Here is a 17,496-nt window from a genome sequence, read left to right as displayed (position 1 = left end):
ATATGGAAGAACGACTGCAAAAACTGCTCTCCGCTGCCGGGGTGTGTTCCCGTCGGGCAGCGGAGGATTACATCACCGCAGGCCGCGTGACCGTCAACGGAGTGACGGCGGAGCTGGGACAGCGAGCGGACCCGGATCGGGATGACATCCGGGTGGACGGGAACCTCTTGGCGTCAAAAGCCGAGCACGTCTATCTGCTGCTGAACAAGCCCCGGGGCTATGTGACCACTCTGTCCGACGAAAAGGGCCGAAAGACCGTGGCGGACCTGGTGCGGGACTGCGGGACCCGGGTGTATCCCGTGGGGCGGCTGGACCTGGATTCCGAAGGCCTGCTGTTGATGACCAACGATGGTGATCTGATGCAGCATTTGCTGCATCCCAGCGGAGAGGTCAACAAGACCTATTTAGTCTCCGTATTTGGCCCGGTGGACGGCGCGGCGGAAAAGCTGGCCGCCATTACCGACCTGGAGGGGGAACCCATCCGCCCCGCAAAAGTAGAGGTCCTGCGGAAAACCCGCCAGACGGCGGAGCTGTCCATCACCATCCACGAGGGCAAAAACCGGCAGATTCGACGGATGTGTGCTGCGTGTGGGCTGACCGTGAAGCGGCTGTGTCGGATCCGGGAGCATTCTCTGGAGCTGGGTGACCTTCCGCTTGGCAGATGGCGGTATCTGACGGCGGACGAGGTTGCCGCCCTGAAAGAGCCATCCGCAACCTGAATCAAGCTGCCTGAGCGCGGGCCAAAGGGTCCGCGCTTCCATTTTGCAAGCTTTGCAAAATTTCCTGCAAAAACCGTTTGAATTTTGCAGGGTTTGTGGTACAATACGACAGGATGCGCATGGAGACCTGCGCATTTTCTGTGTGTAAGATAAAAAAGAGAACGAACAGGGGAGGGAATGGCCGTGGCGAAAAACATTTTACATACCATTGAAAGCAGCATGAACGGCTTTTCCAAGGGACAAAAGAGAATTGCCGGGTACATCCTGGACAATTACGATAAAGCGGCTTTCATGACCGCCAGCAAGCTGGGCAAGCTGGTGGGCGTCAGCGAATCCACAGTGGTACGGTTTGCCTCGGAGTTGGGCTACGACGGCTATCCCAGTATGCAGCGGGCACTGCAGGAGATGATCCGCAGCCGTCTGACCTCCACCCAGCGCATCCAGCAGGCCGGGGAGCTCTTTGAGCGGCAGGACTTGTTGGGTGCCGTGCTGCAGTCGGATATCGACAAGCTGCGGGAGCTGGCTGCCCAGGCAGACCGGAACCAGTTCGACGATGTGGTGGACCGCATCAAAAACGCCCGCCATATCTATATTCTGGGTGTCCGCTCCTCTGCCTATGTGGCCGGATATCTGAACTTTTATATGCACCTGCTGTGCGAAAATGTGACCCTGGTCCAGTCCAACGCCGCCGGAGAAATTTTTGAGCAGCTGTTCCGCATCGGCCCCGGGGACGTGATGATCGCCATCAGCTTCCCCCGCTACTCCAGGGTGACCATGAACACCGTGAAATTTGCCCAGGACCGGGGAGCCACCATCATTGCCGTGACAGACAACGAGTTGTCCCCGGTGTACCAGATGTCCGACGCGGCCCTGCTGGCCCCCTGTGAGATGATATCCTTCGTGGACTCCATGGTGGCGCCCCTGTCTCTGATCAACGCCCTGCTGGTGGCACTGGCTTACCGTATGGGCACCGATGCCGCCAGGACTTTCGAGGAACTGGAAGACATCTGGAACGAATACGGCGTGTTTGGAAAGATGGATGATGAGTAAACAGATCGTAGTGGTGGGCGGCGGCGCCGCCGGCATGATGGCCGCCATCTGCGCGGCGGAGCAGGGGGCCTCTGTGACCCTGCTGGAGCCTAACGAGCGGTTGGGCAAGAAACTGAATATCACCGGCAAGGGCCGCTGCAACGTGACCAACAATGCGGACCTGGAGACCCTGCTGGCCAACACGCCGAAGAACGGCAAGTTCCTGTACAGTGTTTTTTCCCGGTTCGACGGCCGGGACACCATGGCTTTTTTTGAAGAGCTGGGGGTACCCCTGAAAACTGAACGGGGAAACCGGGTGTTTCCCGTCAGCGACCGTGCCTTTGACATCAGTGGTGCCCTGGAGCGGCGGCTGAAGGCCCTGCGGGTCACCTTGGTCCGGGACCGGGCGGTGCACCTTGAGATCGAAGAGGGAACCGTCTGCGGTGTGCTGGGAGAACGCCGGGAGTATCCTGCCCAGGCGGTCATTCTGGCCACCGGCGGCGTCAGCTATCCTGCTACCGGCTCCACAGGTGAGGGCCACCGCATGGCTGCCGAGGCCGGACACACCGTTACGCCCCTGCGGGGCTCCCTGGTTCCTTTGCGGGAACAGGGGAATCTCTGCGCCCGGATGCAGGGGTTGAGTCTGCGGAATGTCAGCCTGACCGTGTTTGAAAACGATAAGAAGATCTACACGGATTTCGGCGAGATGTTGTTTACCCACTTTGGTGTCAGCGGCCCGCTGGTACTGTCGGCGTCCGCCCACATGCGGCGCTTTGAAAAGAAAAAGTACCGCCTGGAGATCGACCTAAAGCCCGCGCTGGATGAGCAGCAGCTGGACAAACGGCTGCTGTCGGATTTCACCAAATACGCCAACAGTGACTTCTGCAACGCTCTGGGCGATCTGCTGCCCCAGAAGCTGATCCCCGTGGTGGTGGGGTTGACGGAGATTCCGCCCCATCAGAAGGTCCATGACCTGACCAAGGAGCAGCGGCGTGAGCTTCTGCGCCTGCTGAAGCATTTCCCAATCGCTATCGCGGGCCCCTGCCCGGTCACGGACGCCATCATTACCTCCGGCGGTGTTAAAGTCGGCGAGATCAACCCAGCTACAATGGAGTCAAAGCTTGTAAAGGGATTGTACTTTTCAGGTGAAGTGATCGACGTGGACGCCTATACCGGCGGCTTCAACCTGCAGATCGCCTGGGCAACAGGCCGCGCCGCCGGTCTTGCGGCGGCGGAGAACGAAACATGACAGGAGAGTGAACCATGCAGACCATCAGCATTGCCATCGACGGCCCCTCCGGTGCCGGAAAAAGCACCCTGGCCCGCAGTATTGCCGCAAAGCTCGGCTATTTATATGTGGACACCGGCGCCATTTACCGAACCATCGGATACTATATTTATACAAAAGAAATTGACCCGAAGGATGAAACAGCGGTGACCGCCCGGCTTCCGGAGATCCATGTGGAGCTGACCTACGGGGAAGACGGCCTCCAGCACATGCTGCTGAACGGTGCGGACGTGACCAAGGAGATCCGCCTGCCGCAGATCTCCATGTACGCCTCCGCCGTGTCCGCCCATCCCGCTGTTCGGGCTTTCCTGCTGGAAATGCAGCGCCAGCTGGCCCGCACCAACAACGTCATCATGGACGGCCGGGATATCGGCACTGTGGTGCTGCCTGACGCCGACGTGAAGATCTTCCTGACCGCCTCCCCGGAGGCCCGGGCTCAGCGACGGATGCTGGAGTTGGAGCAGCGGGGTACGCCGGAGCCCTTTGAAGCTGTACTGAAGGATATCCAGGAGCGGGACTGGAACGACTCCCACCGGGCCGCGGCGCCCCTGCGGCAGGCCGAGGACGCCGTTCTTCTGGATACCACGGAGCTGACCTTCGCGGAGAGCGAGGAGGCCCTTTTGAACATCATGAAGGAGAAGACCAGATGAAACCCCTGGGTACGTTTTTTGTATTTGCTTATTATGTAGTTGGCCTTGTGTGCCGCATTCTGCATCCCACCACGGTGGAGGGGCTTGAAAATCTGCCGGAGCATGGCGCCCTATTGTGTCCCAACCACTCCAGCAACTGGGACCCCTTGCTGGTAGTGCTGCGGCTGCCCATCAACTACCGGGTGCACATCATGGCCAAGCAGGAGCTGTTTCGCTTCAAGCCTCTGGCATGGGCGCTGCGGCATGTGGGGGCCTTTCCCGTCAGCCGGGGCGACAACGACATCCAGGCAGTCAAGACTGCCATACAGGCCATTAAAGGCGGAGACAACCTGCTGATTTTCCCGGAGGGCACCGTGATTCGCAACGGCATCGGCTGCAAGGATGGCCTTCCTGCCCACGCCAAGGCTGGCGTGGCGGTCATCGGCGTCCGCACCGGCGCCACCATGATCCCGGTGTTTGTGGACGGGGAGAAGAAGCTGTTCCACCGGACCCGCATCATCTTCGGCAAACCGTACATCCCTGTATACACAGGCCGCCACGGCACCTCTGAGGAGATGCAGAAGATCGCTGATGACATTCTGGCAGAGGCCTACGCCCTGGGCGGCCAGACGGTAGGGGGGGAGCCCCTGTGAAGGTCATCCTTGCGGAGAGCGCCGGATTCTGCTACGGCGTCCGGCGGGCCGTGGATCTGGCAGAAAAGACGGCGGTGGAGACCGGCGGCTGCTGGATGCTGGGTGATCTGATCCACAACAGCTATGTGGTGGAGGATCTGGCCCGGCGGGGCATCCGGAAAATATCGGACAGCAGCCAGCTAGGCTCCGGGGACACGGTGGTCATCCGCTCCCACGGAGAGCTGAAAAGCGTACTGGACGACCTGGAGAGCCGGGGCGTCCGCTGTGTCAACGCCACCTGCCCCAACGTCTGCCGTATTCAGAAGCTGGTGGCCCAGGCGGAGGAAGAGGGGCGGCAGCCGGTCATCATCGGCGAGCCTCACCATCCGGAGGTCATCGGCATCGCTAGCTGGTGCCGCCATCCTCTGGTGTTTGAAGGGCCCGAGGCAGTAAAAATGTGGCTTGAGAAGGACCCCAAAAACCGGGAGATCCCTGTGACAGTGGTGGCTCAGACTACCTGTATCCGAGAACTTTTTGAAACTTCTTGGAAAATCCTAAAAAAAGAGTGTACAAACGCAAAAATATTTGATACAATATGCAATGCTACGCATAAGCGTCAGGCCGAAGCGGCTTCTATCGCCGCTGAAGTGGACGTGATGGTCGTGGTGGGAGACCGTAAAAGCGCCAACACCAAACATTTGACGGAAATTTGCATGAAGAGATGCCCCCGTGTCCTCCAGATCGAGAACGCGGACGAGCTCTCGCCGGATTTCTTCCATGGTTGCTCTGTTGCGGGCCTTACGGCCGGCGCCTCCACACCTGCTGGCATTATTAAGGAGGTATATGCAACGATGAGCGAAGAAATCAAAGTGGCCGAGGGTATGGAGTCCTTCGAGGAATTACTGAATCAGTCTTTCAAAACTTTAAATACAGGAGAGAAGGTCACCGGCACCGTTCTGGCCATCAACCCCACTGAGGTTCTGGTCGATGTTGGCGCAAAGCAGTATGCTTACATCAAGATGAGCGAACTGACCGACGACCCCAACGCAAAGCCTGAGGACATTGTGAAGGTCGGCGACGAGATCGAGACCTACATTGTCCGCGTCAACGACGTGGAAGGCTACGCCGAGCTGTCCAAGAAGCGCCTGGACGCCGTGAAGGTCTGGGAGAACATTGAGACCGCTGTTGAGGAGAAGACCGTGCTGGAAGGCACTGTCACCGAGGAGAACAAGGGCGGCATCGTGGTGTCCGTCAAGGGCGTCCGCGTGTTCGTGCCCGCTTCTCAGAGCGGTATGCCCCGCGGCGCTGACCTGTCCGAGATGAAGGGCCAGAAGGTCCAGCTGCGCATCACCGAGGTCAACCGTGCCCGCCGCCGCGTGGTGGGCTCCATCCGCAGCGTCACCGACGAGGCCCGCAAGGCCGCGCAGGAGGCTGTCTGGAGCTCTATCGAGGTCGGCAAGCACTACACCGGCACCGTGAAGTCCATGACCAGCTACGGCGTGTTTGTGGACATCGGCGGCGTGGATGGTATGGTACATATCTCCGAGCTGTCCTGGAGCCGCATCAAGACCCCCGCTGAGGTTTGCAAGGTCGGCGACACCATGGATGTGTACGTCATCTCCTTCGACCCCGAGAAGCGCAAGATCTCCCTGGGCTGCAAGGACCACAGCGTGGATCCCTGGACCAACTTCATGAACAAGTACAGCGTTGGCGACGTGGCCGAGGTCCGCATCGTCAAGCTGATGACCTTCGGTGCTTTCGCCGAGGTCGTGCCCGGTGTGGACGGTCTGATCCACATCTCCCAGATCGCTGACCGCCGTATCGAGAAGCCCGAGGATGTCCTGTCCGAGGGTCAGATCGTGGAGGCCAAGATCACCGCTGTGGACGAGGAGAAGAAGAAGATCTCCCTGTCCATCCGCGCTCTGCTGGCTCCCGCCGCCGAGGAAGCCGAAGAGGCTCCCGTGGAGGAGTAAGATTTATCTGCAAAGATGCAGGTCCCAAAAGGGCCTGCATCTTTTTTGAAAAAACTTGTGATTTTTTTCACGTTTTCATTGCAATCTCTCGCTGCACCTGTTATAATCTTGACAATGTGAGTTTTAACGCAGAAAAATTGCAATCGTAATAGGAGGAAGTACAATGAGCTATCAGGAAGAATACCAGCAGAAACTGAAATCTGCCGACGAGGCTGTACAGGTGGTCAAGTCCGGCGACTGGCTGGATTACGGCTGGAGCATCTGCACCGCCAACGCACTGGATAAGGCACTTGCCAAGCGCATGGAAGACCTGACGGGCATCAACATCCGCGGCGGCATTCTGACCCGCCGTCCCGCTATTTTTGATACGCCCAATGCCGCTGACCACTTTACCTGGAACTCCTGGCATATGTCCGGCATCGAGCGGAAGGCCATCAAGGAGGGCTTCTCCTATTATATCCCCCTGCGCTATTCCGAACTGCCCGGCTACTACCGCAACTGCATCAAGACCCTGGATGTGGCCATGTTCCAGGTGGCTCCCATGGATGAGCACGGCTATTTTAACTTCGGCCCCGGCGGCTCTCACCTGAAGGCCGTCTGCGACTGCGCCAAGACCGTCATCGTGGAGGTCAACAAGAATATGCCCGTCTGCCTGGGCGGCTTTGAGAACTGCGTCCACATCAGCGAGGTGGATATGATCGTTGAGGGCGAGAATCCTCCCATGGAGACCCTGGGCGGCTCCGGCGAGCCCTCCGAGGTGGATATGGCCATCGCCAACCTGGTGGTGCCCGAGATCCCCGACGGCGCCTGCCTGCAGCTGGGCATTGGCTCTGTGCCCAACACCATCGGCAAGATGATCGCCAAGAGCGATCTGAAGGACCTGGGCGTGCACACCGAGATGTACGTGGACGCCTTCGTGGACATGGCTGCGGCCGGAAAGCTGACCGGCGCCTGCAAGCCCTTTGACAAGGGCCGTCAGGTCTACGCTTTCGCCGCCGGCTCCCAGAAGCTGTACGACTATATCAACAACAACCCTGCCTGCATGGCGGCTCCCGTCAGCTATGTCAATGACATCGCCCGGGTGTCCCAGATCGACAACTTCATCTCTATCAACGGCGCTGTGGACATCGATCTGTACGGCCAGGTGTCCTCTGAGTCCTCCGGCACCAGCCACATTTCCGGCGCAGGCGGCCAGCAGGACTTCGTCATGGGCGCCTATCTGGCCAAGGGCGGCAAGAGCTTTATTTGCTGCTCCGCCACCGTGAAGGACAAGAAGACCGGTGAGCTCCACTCCCGCATCCGTCCCACCCTGCTGGAGGGCTCCATCGCCACCTGCACCCGTACCAACCTCCACTGGCTGGTGACGGAATACGGCAAGTTCAATGCCAAGGGCAAGTCCACTTGGGAACGTGCCGAGGGCCTGATCAATATCGCCCATCCTCAGTTCCGGGAGGAACTGATCGCGGAAGCCGAAAAAATGCACATCTGGCGCCGCTCCAACAAGAAGTAAATATTTGTTTTTTTGAACAACGGCGGGCGGCTTTTTGGCTGTCCGCCGTTTTTTCTGATTGTTTTGCAAAAAATGTTCTAAATTTTAAGAAAACAGCTTGTAAAATGCCCGAAAAATAGGTATAATATGCCTGTATCAGGGATATCATGGAAAAAATAGGCCGACAGAGCGGGAACCAGTCACCGCGCGGACAGGAAAGGAAAAGGACTTGCCATGTTCAGCATTGGGGATCTGGTCGTGCATCCTATGCACGGCGCCGGCGTTATCGACAATATCATCCAGGAAAAAGTCACTGGGATCACAAAGGAATACTATGTCTTCAAGATGCCTATGGGCGGTCTTGTGCTGAAGATCCCGGTGGCCAACAGCGGCGCCATTGGTGTCCGTGCGATCATCACGGCCGAGGAGGCTGAGACACTGCTGGACGCCATTCCCGCTTTGACCGTGGAGACCAACACCAACTGGAACAAGCGTTACCAGGAGAATATGCTGCGCCTGAAAAGCGGGGACCTCTATGAGGTGGCCCGGGTTGTGAAGGCGCTGATGCACAGGGAGGCCCAGCGGGGTCTCTCTACAGGGGAACGGAAAATGCTCCATATTGCCAAGCAGATCATGATCTCCGAAATCGTGCTGGCCCAAAAGAGTGACTATCAGGATGTAGAGCGCCGGCTGGACCGCGCCATGATGCAGCTGCCGGTCCCTATGTGAGTTAACCGGAAGGAAGGAAACCATGCTATCGTTTTTGAAAAAAGTGAAGGAACGGCGCCGCCCCCGGTGCGCGGCGCTGGTGGCCGCCGCCGGCAGCTCCAGCCGCATGGGCGGCGTCAATAAGCTGCTGGAGCCTCTGGACGGCGTTCCTGTGCTGGTCCGGACGCTGACAGCGCTCCAGAACGCAGGGATGGTGGATGAGATTGTGGTAGCCACCAGGGAAGAGGATCTGGTGGAGATCTCCCAGCTCTGTCGTACATATGGTATCAAAAAATGCACCAAGGTGGTCCGGGGCGGCGAGACCCGGGCCCATTCTGTGTTGCTGGCTGCCCTGGAGGCATCGCCGGACACGGAGCTGCTGGCGGTGCAGGACGGTGCCAGGCCCCTGGTGACGCCGGAACTGATCGACAATGTGATCACAGCGGCGGTACGCTGCGGCGCCGCAGCCCCCGCAGTTCCGGTGAAGGACACCGTCAAGGTGGTCCGGGACGGCGGCGCTGTGGAGGAGACCCTGGACCGGAGCTCCCTGCGGGCCGTCCAGACCCCTCAGGTCTTTGAAGCTAGCATCCTGAAAGCAGCCCTCCAGGACGCACTGGAGAAAAACATCCCCGTCACTGACGACTGTTCCGCCGTGGAGCAGCTGGGCAAGGTGGTCTTCCTGGTGGAGGGCGACGAGGAAAACCTGAAGATCACCACCCCAACGGACCTGATCCTGGCGGAGGCGATCCTGCAGAACAGGGAGGAGCGGGTATGACAAATCTGCGCATTGGACACGGATATGACGTGCACCGTTTGGTGGAAGGGCGGCGGCTGATCCTAGGGGGCGTGGACATTCCCTGGGAAAAGGGCCTGCTGGGCCATTCCGACGCTGACGTACTGGTCCACGCCATCATGGATGCCCTCACCGGCGCCGCCCGGCTGGGGGATATCGGTAAGCTGTTCCCGGACACGGACCCGGCTTACGCCGGCATCTCCAGCGTCAAGCTGCTGCGGGAGGTGGGCCGGCTGCTGGGAGAGAGGGGCTTCGAAGTGGTGAACATCGACGCTACCCTCCTGGCACAGGCACCCAAGGTGGGACCCTACTGGCCCCAGATGGCGGCCAACGTAGCTGAGGCCCTGGGCATCGACCCGGAGCAGGTCAACATCAAGGCCACCACCGAGGAGGGCCTTGGCTTCACCGGAGACGGTTCCGGCATGGCGGCTCACGCGGTGGTGCTGCTGGAAAAAGCAGGTGCATAAGCGACGGCGGACTTTCCTTGGGAAGGTCCGCCGTTTTTCTGTCTCACAGCACGTGAACCTCCTGAACGGCATAGACTGTGCAGAGAGGAGGAGTGTCTGTGGAGCACTATTTGATCCTTGCCCGGTCCGTCACCTATGCCCAACGGATGCAGCGGGTCCTGGAAAAGGCCGGTATCCGCTGTCAGATCTTTCGCGCACCCAGAGACCTGACGGACCTGGGCTGTGCCTATGTCCTGCGGCTGGCCGTCGCCGACCTGCCCCAGGCTCTGATCGTCATGCACAGGGCGGCGCTGGACCCTGTTCAGATATTTTTGTACCAGAAGGGCGCCTACCGGGAGGTGGCCCCATGATCTATCTGGACAGCGCGGCCACCACGTTTCAGAAGCCCCCCGCTGTAGCCGCCGCTATGCAGCGGGCTTTAGCCACCATGAGTTCCCCCGGGCGGGGCGGACACCCGGCCGCCATGCGGGCGGCGGAGACGGCCTTCGACTGCCGCAGCGAGCTGGCGGAGCTGTTTTCCTTGTCCAATCCGGAGCAGGTGGTCTTCACCATGAACGCCACCCACGGACTGAACATCGCCATCAAAAGCCTGGTGCCTCCCGGAGGAAACGTGGTGGTTTCCGGCTATGAGCACAATGCCGTCACCCGGCCGCTGCTGGCTATGAATGCCCGGGTCTCCGTGGCCTCCGGAACGCTGTTCGACCCAGAAACCATTACAGCCGCCTTTGACCGGCTGGTGACGCCGGACACCGACGCGGTGATCTGCAACCACATTTCCAACGTGTTCGGCTTCATCCTGCCTATTGAGGATATTGCCGCCATTTGCCGCAAACGGAAGGTTCCGCTGGTCATCGATGCATCCCAGTCGGCGGGGGTCCTGCCGCTGGATATGACAGCGCTGGGAGCAGCCTTTATCGCCATGCCCGGCCACAAGGGCCTGTACGGTCCCCAGGGGATCGGCGTTCTGCTGTGCGGTGAAGGTGTACTGGTCCGTACACTGCTGGAAGGGGGGACCGGAAGCCTTTCTATCCGGCAGGAGATGCCGGACTTCCTGCCGGACCGGCTGGAGGCGGGCACCCACAACATGCCCGGTATCGCGGGGCTGCTGGAGGGCGTCCGGTATGTGAAGCGGCGGGGGATGGATGCCATCTGCCTGCGGGAGCGTCAGCTGACCCTGCTGCTGGCGGAGGGACTGCGGACCATCCCGGGCCTGCGGGTCTATGCCCTGCCCGGACTTCGCCAGCAGGCAGGGGTGCTGTCGGTGGTGCCTGAAAAGAAAGATGTGGAGGTCCTGGGGGAGGAGCTGGCGGAGCGTGGCATTGCCGTCCGGGCAGGTATCCACTGCGCGCCCTTTGCGCATCGCACAGCGGGGACCCTGGAAACGGGTACGGTCCGGCTGAGTGTCTCTGATTTCAATACCCCGGCAGAGGTGTATCAGACTCTTGAGGTGTTCCGTGGACTTCTGCGGTGATTTTCTGAACAGTCCGTGAATTTTCCCCCAATTCACCTTGCAATTGACAGCCATCTTTTATATAATAAGAAAACGAATGTAATCCGGTCCGAAAGGAATGAAGACGTTTCCATGGATCTGAAATTGATGGAATTCCCAGCTGATATCGGCCGCTATCTGCTGACCCTGCAGGTGACGGATATCCTGGATATCGGCATCATGGTATTTTTGATGTACCATCTGCTCCTTCTGGTGCGGAGCACCAAGGCCGCCAGCCTGCTGAAGGGTCTGTTTATATTCCTGGCGGCTCTGGTGCTGTCGGGCCTGCTGCAGCTGAACGGGATCAACTTCATTTTGAACCGCATGGTAGAAGTGGGTGTCCTGGCCCTCATCATCCTGTTTCAGCCGGAGATCCGCCGGATCCTGGAGGAAATGGGCAGCCGCCGCTTCATGGCGTTCTTCACCCATTCGGAGGTCGCCAGCAGCATGGAGCAGACCATCAGCCAGACGGTACTGGCCTGCACGGAGATGTCCCAGTCCCGTACCGGCGTGCTGATCGTGTTTGAGCGGGAGATCCTGCTGGATGACATGGTCCGCAGCGGCACGGTGCTGGACGCCTCTGTCTCCAGCGAGCTGCTGAAAAACATTTTCTTTGTCAAGGCACCCATGCACGACGGCGCTGTGATCGTCCGGCAGGGCCGGGTGCTGGCCGCGGGCTGCATGCTGCCGCTGAGCAAAAACGTGAACCTGAGCCGAGATTTGGGTATGCGCCACCGGGCGGGTATCGGCATGAGCGAGAATTCCGATGCGGTGGTGGTCATCGTGTCGGAGGAGACTGGCTCCATCTCCGTGGCCATCGGCGGCATGCTGAAGCGCCATCTGAAGCCAGAAACCCTGGAAAACCTCCTGCGGAATGAATTGCTGCCGCAGGAGGAAAACGAATCGGACAAGCAGAAGTTCAGCCTTGCGGGTCTGCTGCGCACCAAACAGAACGGAGGTGCGGACGATGCAGAATGAACAGGGAAAAAAGAGGAAGGCCCTTTACATCCTGCTGGCTTTGCTGGCAGCCATCTCCATGTGGATCTATGCCGATGAATTCGGCAACAACGGCGGACACCGTGTCATTGAGAAGACCATTACGGACATTCCCGTCAATTTCAACGGAGAGAGCAAGCTGGCGGACCGGGGCTTGATGCTGCTGGAGGATGATACCACTGCATCCCTGGATGTCACCGTCAAGGGCGGACGCCGCCAGGTATCCCGTCTGGAGCAGGACGATATCACCATCAACGTGGACCTCTCCAATGTGGAGAAGGCCGGTATCCAGCAGGTGCCCTGCACCTTTTCCTATGATGACGACAAATTTTCCAGTGATATGTCCAGAAAGCCCAGCAGCAACCAGGTGACGGTGAACATCAGCGAGCTGAACCGCCGCATCGTGGATATCCGCTGCGAGCTCTCCGGTCATGTGGCGGATGGCTATTCTGCCGGACAGCTGCAGCTGTCCCAGGACACCCTGGAGATTCGCGGACAGGCCAAGGACATTGACCCCGTCAGCTATGTAAAGGTGGTTCTGGACGTCGGAGACGGTGCCGAGGAGACCGTATCACAGGAGCTGACCTTCCAGTATTTTGACAAGAACAACAAGCCGCTGAGCAGTGCCAATATCCATCCTACAGTGGATAGCGTCCAGGTGACCCTGCCGGTCTTTGTGACCAAGGAATTGAAGCTGGTGGTGGACTTCAAGGAGTCTCCAGGTGCCAGGAAGTCCAATCTGAATTACGAGATCAAGCCCGAGTATATTGTGGTATCCGGCGATGCTGCCGCTCTGCGGAATGTGGAGACCATTACTTTGGGCGAGCTGGACCTGCTGGATCTGCTGAACGGCGGTCCCCGTTACCACACCTATCCCATTATCATCCCTGATGGCTGCCAGAACCTCAGCGGTGTGACCCGTGCCACGCTGGATGTCAGCTTTGCGGACATGACCAGCGCGGAGGTGACTACCCAGCAGTTCACCTACGCCAACCTGCCCAGCGGGAAGCGGGTGGACATCCTGACCCAGGAACTGACAGTCCGCGTTTTCGGCACCACGGCGGATGTGGAGGCGATCACGGAAGATCAGATCACCGTGGTGGCCGACCTCACCAACTACTCCGCCGCCTCCGGTACCTATACGGTCCCAGCCTTCGTGGAGGTGGCCTCCAACGCCGGAGATCTCGGCGTCAGTGGAAACTATCAGGTCCAGGTCCGCATCCGAGAGCCTCACGAGCCGCTTCCGGAGGAACCCACAGAAGAGCCTGGTCAGGACACGGAAACCTCACCGGAAGCATGAACACAGGAGTAATGTACCATGACCCAAATCGCAACTGTTGAACGTATTCTTGATCCCAACCACGCCGTGATCTCCGTTCCCCGGAAGTCCGCCTGCGGCCATGACTGCGAGGAGTGCGCCGGCTGCGGTGTCTCCGGTGCGGCTGTCAAAGCCAAGGCCGTCAACCCCATCGGTGCCCATCCCGGGCAGAAGGTGGTGGTGCAGAGCGACACCCAGAAGATGCTCCGCATCGTGGCGCTGGTGTATGCCACCCCGGTGGTCCTGTTCCTGCTGGGCTATCTGGCGGCATTCTTCCTGGGGGCTCCGGTGGCTGTGCAGTACACCGTGGCAGTGATCGGGTTTCTCGTCGGCATCGTGGCTGCCATCTGTTATGACCGACGCCTGAAGGCGAAGGGCGGTTTGTCCTTCACCATCGTCCGGCTCTTCTGACCCGGTGTTCGGCTACGTCAGGCCCCCCCTGGCCGTTCTCCCCCCAGAGGAGGCGGCCCGGTTCCGGCGCATGTACTGCGGCCTTTGCCACACCTTGGGGCGGCGGTACGGCACGGCGGCCCGGTTCATTCTGAATTATGATTTCACCTACCTGGCCATCCTGCTCTACCACCGGGAGGAGGGACCTTCCGGAAACGCCCGGTGTCTGGTCCATCCGGTCCACGCCCACGCGTTTCTGGAGCAGGACCCGGCCATGGAACTGGCTGCTGATGAGAGCGTCATCCTGGCCTACTGGCAGCTGCGGGACGGCGTGGCGGACCACGACTGGCTACACGGTCTGAAATACAGGGGCCTTTCCACTGTTTTGGAACCTGCCTATCGGAAGGCGTCATCTCTGCGTCCCGGCTTTGACCGGGCGGTGCGTCGGCAACTGGATTTGCTGGCGCAGCTGGAGGGAGAACAATGCCCCTCCATCGACCGGGCAGCGGACGCTTTCGCGGTACTGCTGGGCAGCGCCGCCGGGGAGGTGGAGGACCCCGTCCGGCAGCGGGTGCTGGAGCAGCTGCTGTACCACCTGGGCCGCTGGGTCTATTTGATCGACGCGGCGGATGATTTGAAAAAAGACGCGGCTTCCGGGAACTATAATCCCGTGGCACTGCGGTTTGGCCTGACAGACGGAGCTTGGCCCCCGGACAGCCGCCGGGAGTTCACCGCCACACTGGATCACTCCATCCACATGATGGCCACGGCCTTTGAGCTGTGGGACTTCGGTGTCTGGACGCCGCTGCTGTCGGAAACCATATACACCGGCCTGTTCCAGATTGGAAAGGCCGTTCTGGACGGTACCTTCCGCACCATGGGGCGCGGAGCAGATAGAAAGAAACAGAAGAATGTTGAGGAGACCACATGAACGATCCCTATCAAATCCTGGGTGTATCGGAAAACGCCTCGGATGAAGAAATCAAAAAGGCATACCGGGATCTGGCCCGGAAGTACCACCCGGACAACTACCACGACAATCCTCTGGCGGACCTGGCACAGGAAAAGATGAAAGAGATCAATGCCGCCTACGAGGAGATCAACCGCCGGCGGAGCGGAGGGAGCCGCGCTTCCGGCGGCAGCTACGGCGGATACCAGCAGCAGTACGGCCAGTATCAGGGCCGCAGCAGCAGTTCTGTCCTGCAGCAGGTGCGCATTGCCATTCAGTCCGGCGATCTCAGCCGTGCCGAGGCGCTGCTGGCCAATTACAGCGACCACAACGCGGAGTGGAACTTCCTGCGGGGCGCTGTCTGCTACCGGCGTGGCTGGATGGACGAGGCCAAGCGGTATTACCAGACTGCCTGCCAGATGGAGCCGGGCAACCCGGAGTACCGGCAGGCCCTGGAGTTCATGGAAAAGGGGACCCAGTCCGCCTACCGTCCGGGCGGGCAGCCGTTCGGCACGGATGTCTGCGCAGGAAATCCCTGTATCCCTCTGTGCTGTCTCTGGACGCTATGCAATGGCGGCGGATACTGGTTCTGCTGCTGAAAATAGGGAGGAAGAAAACGTGATCAAGAGTATGACCGGCTATGGCCGGGCAAAAGAGATCCTGAACAAGCGGGATATCACTGTGGAGGTCCGGTCCGTCAACAACCGCTATCTGGACTGCACAGTGAAGATGCCCCGGATGTACAGCTTTGCGGAGGATGCCATCAAGCAGCATGTCCAGCAGGCCATCTCCCGAGGCAAGGTGGATGTGTTTATCACTGTGGATGCCTCTGCCGCTGATGTGGCCAAGGTCACCGTCAATCGGGAACTGGCTGCTCAGTACGCCAGTGCGCTCAACGAACTGGCGGAGGTGTGCAGCACGGAGTCTCATGTGACGCCGGAGCAGCTGGCCCGGTTCCCGGACGTACTGACCGTCACCAAGGCGGACGAGGACCTGGAAACTGTCAGCGCCGATATCTGTGCCGTCCTGGATGACGCTCTGGTTGCCTACAACGCCATGCGGGCCGTGGAGGGCGCCAAGCTGGCGGAGGACATCGGTAACCGCCTGACCAACATCGAGAACTACACCAGCCAGGTAGAGGAGCGCTCTCCCCAGACCGTGGCGGAGTACCGGGCAAAGCTCACCGCCCGGATGCAGGAGGTGCTGCAGAGCACCACCATCGACGAGCAGCGCATCCTGACCGAGGCTGCCATCTACGCCGACAAGGTGGCCGTGGACGAGGAGACCGTCCGCCTGCGGAGCCACGTGGCCCAGCTGCGGACCATGATTGCCTCCGACGAGCCTATGGGCCGCAAGATGGACTTCCTGATTCAAGAGGTCAACCGGGAATCCAACACCATCGGCTCCAAGTGCAACGACGTGGCCATTGCTCAGGTGGTGGTGGGCCTGAAGGCCGAAGTGGAGAAGATGCGGGAGCAGGTCCAGAACGTGGAGTAACACTATGAAGCTCATCAACATTGGATTTGGAAATATGGTATCCCAGGACCGGCTGGTGGCCATTGTCAGTCCGGATTCTGCCCCCATCAAGCGTATGGTCCAGGAAACCCGGGAGCGTGGAATGCTGATTGATGCCACCTACGGACGCAAGACCGCATCCATCTTCATCATGGACAGCGACCACGTGATCCTGTCGGCGCTGCCGCCGGAGAAGTTCGGCCCGCTGGATGGCAATACGGAGGAGAAAGCATGACCAAGGGAAAAACTTTTATTGTTTCCGGCCCCTCCGGGGTTGGAAAGAGCACGGTGCTCAGAGCACTGCTGGAGCGGCGGAAAAACCTCTATTTTTCCGTCTCCGCCACCACCCGGGACCCCCGTCCCGGAGAGCTGGACGGTATCCATTACCACTTTATGGACGTGGATTCCTTCCGTAAGTGGATCTCCATGGACCAATTTCTGGAGTACGCCGAATATGTGGGGAACTTCTATGGCACCCCCAAGCGCTTCGTGGACGAGGCCATGGAGCAGGGGAAGGACGTTATTCTGGACATTGAGGTCCAGGGCGCTATCCAGGTCACCAGCAAGCGGCCGGACACCGTGCGCATCTTCATCGCGCCCCCCAGCTGGGCGGAGCTGGAACGCCGCCTGACCGACCGGGGTACCGACAGTCAGGACAAGATCCAGAAGCGCCTGCTGCGGGCCAAGGTGGAATTCCAGACCGCCCACACCTATGATTATTTCGTCATCAACGACACCGTGGAGAACGCGGTGAACGAATTGGATGCCATTATAACCGCCGAACACTGCAAACCCAAGGAGCGCATGGCGGTCCTCAGCGGCAAATAACCCCATCAAAAATTTCAGCCTGAAAGGCAGAATGGAAGTAGAGTATTATGATGCTGTATCCCGCAATGAACAAGCTGACAAGCTATGTCCCCAACCGCTATATGCTGGTGAACGTGGTGGCCCGCCGGGCCCGTCAGATCGCCGAGACCGCCGAGGAGACCGGTGAGCATCTGGATGAAAAGCCTGTCACTCTGGCTATCAACGAAGTGGCCGAGGGCAAGCTGGACGCCAGTCACATGGATCTGACCATCGAGGAATAATACGTGTAAGACAACAGGGGAGGG

Annotated in this window: 21 protein-coding genes; all 21 read left to right on the top strand. The window is 59.6% G+C overall.

The window, feature by feature from the left end; all coding sequences use genetic code 11:
* Positions 1–2 precede the first annotated feature (2 nt).
* The 21 genes from JQM66_RS05430 (at position 3) to rpoZ (ending at position 17,472) form a co-directional block, all read left to right on the top strand.
* Entirely contained in the window at positions 3–719 is a 717-nt protein-coding gene (locus tag JQM66_RS05430; RefSeq protein WP_235228870.1) for a pseudouridine synthase, read from the top strand.
* A 183-nt stretch (positions 720–902) separates the two neighbouring features.
* Complete coding sequence (locus JQM66_RS05425) at positions 903–1,769, top strand: MurR/RpiR family transcriptional regulator (RefSeq protein ID WP_235228869.1); 867 nt, start codon at positions 903–905, stop codon at positions 1,767–1,769.
* The gene (locus tag JQM66_RS05420; RefSeq protein ID WP_235228868.1) at positions 1,762–2,997 is read left to right on the top strand and encodes a BaiN/RdsA family NAD(P)/FAD-dependent oxidoreductase; all 1,236 of its coding nucleotides are present in this window, start codon (positions 1,762–1,764) and stop codon (positions 2,995–2,997) included. Before JQM66_RS05425 ends, JQM66_RS05420 begins: the two co-directional genes overlap by 8 nt.
* A 14-nt stretch (positions 2,998–3,011) precedes the next feature.
* Complete coding sequence (gene cmk / locus JQM66_RS05415) at positions 3,012–3,686, top strand: (d)CMP kinase (RefSeq protein ID WP_235228867.1); 675 nt, start codon at positions 3,012–3,014, stop codon at positions 3,684–3,686.
* Positions 3,683–4,318, top strand: coding sequence for a lysophospholipid acyltransferase family protein (locus JQM66_RS05410; protein WP_235228866.1), 636 nt, complete (start codon positions 3,683–3,685; stop codon positions 4,316–4,318). Before cmk ends, JQM66_RS05410 begins: the two co-directional genes overlap by 4 nt.
* The gene (locus JQM66_RS05405; protein ID WP_235228865.1) at positions 4,315–6,270 is read left to right on the top strand and encodes a bifunctional 4-hydroxy-3-methylbut-2-enyl diphosphate reductase/30S ribosomal protein S1; all 1,956 of its coding nucleotides are present in this window, start codon (positions 4,315–4,317) and stop codon (positions 6,268–6,270) included. The genes JQM66_RS05410 and JQM66_RS05405 overlap by 4 nt, the downstream gene beginning before the upstream one ends.
* Positions 6,271–6,433: 163 nt before the next feature.
* On the top strand, positions 6,434–7,780 hold the full coding sequence (locus tag JQM66_RS05400; protein ID WP_235228864.1) for a butyryl-CoA:acetate CoA-transferase: 1,347 nt from the start codon (positions 6,434–6,436) through the stop codon (positions 7,778–7,780).
* A 213-nt stretch (positions 7,781–7,993) separates the two neighbouring features.
* Positions 7,994–8,488, top strand: a complete 495-nt coding sequence (locus JQM66_RS05395; RefSeq protein ID WP_235228863.1) for a CarD family transcriptional regulator — start codon at positions 7,994–7,996, stop codon at positions 8,486–8,488.
* 22 nt (positions 8,489–8,510) lie between these two features.
* Positions 8,511–9,242 carry a 2-C-methyl-D-erythritol 4-phosphate cytidylyltransferase gene (ispD, locus tag JQM66_RS05390; RefSeq protein WP_235228862.1) on the top strand — a complete coding sequence of 244 codons (732 nt, stop codon included), beginning with the start codon at positions 8,511–8,513 and terminating at the stop codon, positions 9,240–9,242.
* The gene (gene ispF, locus JQM66_RS05385) at positions 9,239–9,727 is read left to right on the top strand and encodes a 2-C-methyl-D-erythritol 2,4-cyclodiphosphate synthase (RefSeq protein ID WP_235228861.1); all 489 of its coding nucleotides are present in this window, start codon (positions 9,239–9,241) and stop codon (positions 9,725–9,727) included. Before ispD ends, ispF begins: the two co-directional genes overlap by 4 nt.
* Before the next feature lie 98 nt (positions 9,728–9,825).
* Positions 9,826–10,077, top strand: coding sequence for a DUF3343 domain-containing protein (locus JQM66_RS05380; protein WP_235228860.1), 252 nt, complete (start codon positions 9,826–9,828; stop codon positions 10,075–10,077).
* Positions 10,074–11,198: an aminotransferase class V-fold PLP-dependent enzyme gene (locus JQM66_RS05375; protein ID WP_235228858.1), complete on the top strand. Its 1,125-nt coding sequence runs from the start codon at positions 10,074–10,076 to the stop codon at positions 11,196–11,198. The genes JQM66_RS05380 and JQM66_RS05375 overlap by 4 nt, the downstream gene beginning before the upstream one ends.
* 111 nt (positions 11,199–11,309) lie before the next feature.
* Positions 11,310–12,194 carry a diadenylate cyclase CdaA gene (gene cdaA, locus JQM66_RS05370; protein ID WP_235228857.1) on the top strand — a complete coding sequence of 295 codons (885 nt, stop codon included), beginning with the start codon at positions 11,310–11,312 and terminating at the stop codon, positions 12,192–12,194.
* Positions 12,184–13,512: a CdaR family protein gene (locus JQM66_RS05365; protein ID WP_235228855.1), complete on the top strand. Its 1,329-nt coding sequence runs from the start codon at positions 12,184–12,186 to the stop codon at positions 13,510–13,512. Before cdaA ends, JQM66_RS05365 begins: the two co-directional genes overlap by 11 nt.
* A gap of 18 nt (positions 13,513–13,530) precedes the next feature.
* Positions 13,531–13,941 (top strand): SoxR reducing system RseC family protein, encoded by a 411-nt coding sequence (locus tag JQM66_RS05360; protein ID WP_235228854.1) that lies wholly within the window; start codon positions 13,531–13,533, stop codon positions 13,939–13,941.
* Positions 13,942–13,945: 4 nt separating this feature from the next.
* Positions 13,946–14,851, top strand: coding sequence for a DUF5685 family protein (locus JQM66_RS05355; RefSeq protein ID WP_235228853.1), 906 nt, complete (start codon positions 13,946–13,948; stop codon positions 14,849–14,851).
* Positions 14,848–15,468, top strand: a complete 621-nt coding sequence (locus JQM66_RS05350) for a J domain-containing protein (RefSeq protein ID WP_235228852.1) — start codon at positions 14,848–14,850, stop codon at positions 15,466–15,468. Before JQM66_RS05355 ends, JQM66_RS05350 begins: the two co-directional genes overlap by 4 nt.
* A 19-nt stretch (positions 15,469–15,487) precedes the next feature.
* Complete coding sequence (locus tag JQM66_RS05345) at positions 15,488–16,366, top strand: YicC/YloC family endoribonuclease (protein ID WP_235228851.1); 879 nt, start codon at positions 15,488–15,490, stop codon at positions 16,364–16,366.
* 4 nt (positions 16,367–16,370) lie between these two features.
* Complete coding sequence (locus JQM66_RS05340; RefSeq protein ID WP_235228850.1) at positions 16,371–16,619, top strand: DUF370 domain-containing protein; 249 nt, start codon at positions 16,371–16,373, stop codon at positions 16,617–16,619.
* Positions 16,616–17,212 (top strand): guanylate kinase, encoded by a 597-nt coding sequence (gene gmk / locus JQM66_RS05335; protein WP_235228849.1) that lies wholly within the window; start codon positions 16,616–16,618, stop codon positions 17,210–17,212. The genes JQM66_RS05340 and gmk overlap by 4 nt, the downstream gene beginning before the upstream one ends.
* Positions 17,213–17,259: 47 nt before the next feature.
* Positions 17,260–17,472: a DNA-directed RNA polymerase subunit omega gene (gene rpoZ / locus JQM66_RS05330; RefSeq protein WP_235228848.1), complete on the top strand. Its 213-nt coding sequence runs from the start codon at positions 17,260–17,262 to the stop codon at positions 17,470–17,472.
* The last annotated feature ends 24 nt before the right edge of the window (positions 17,473–17,496 follow it).

This window comes from Oscillibacter valericigenes (assembly GCF_021531915.1).
Lineage (GTDB): Bacteria > Bacillota > Clostridia > Oscillospirales > Oscillospiraceae > Oscillibacter > Oscillibacter valericigenes_A.
The sequence above is the reverse complement of the archived record's forward strand: the minus strand, read 5'-3'. Positions and strand labels throughout refer to the sequence as shown.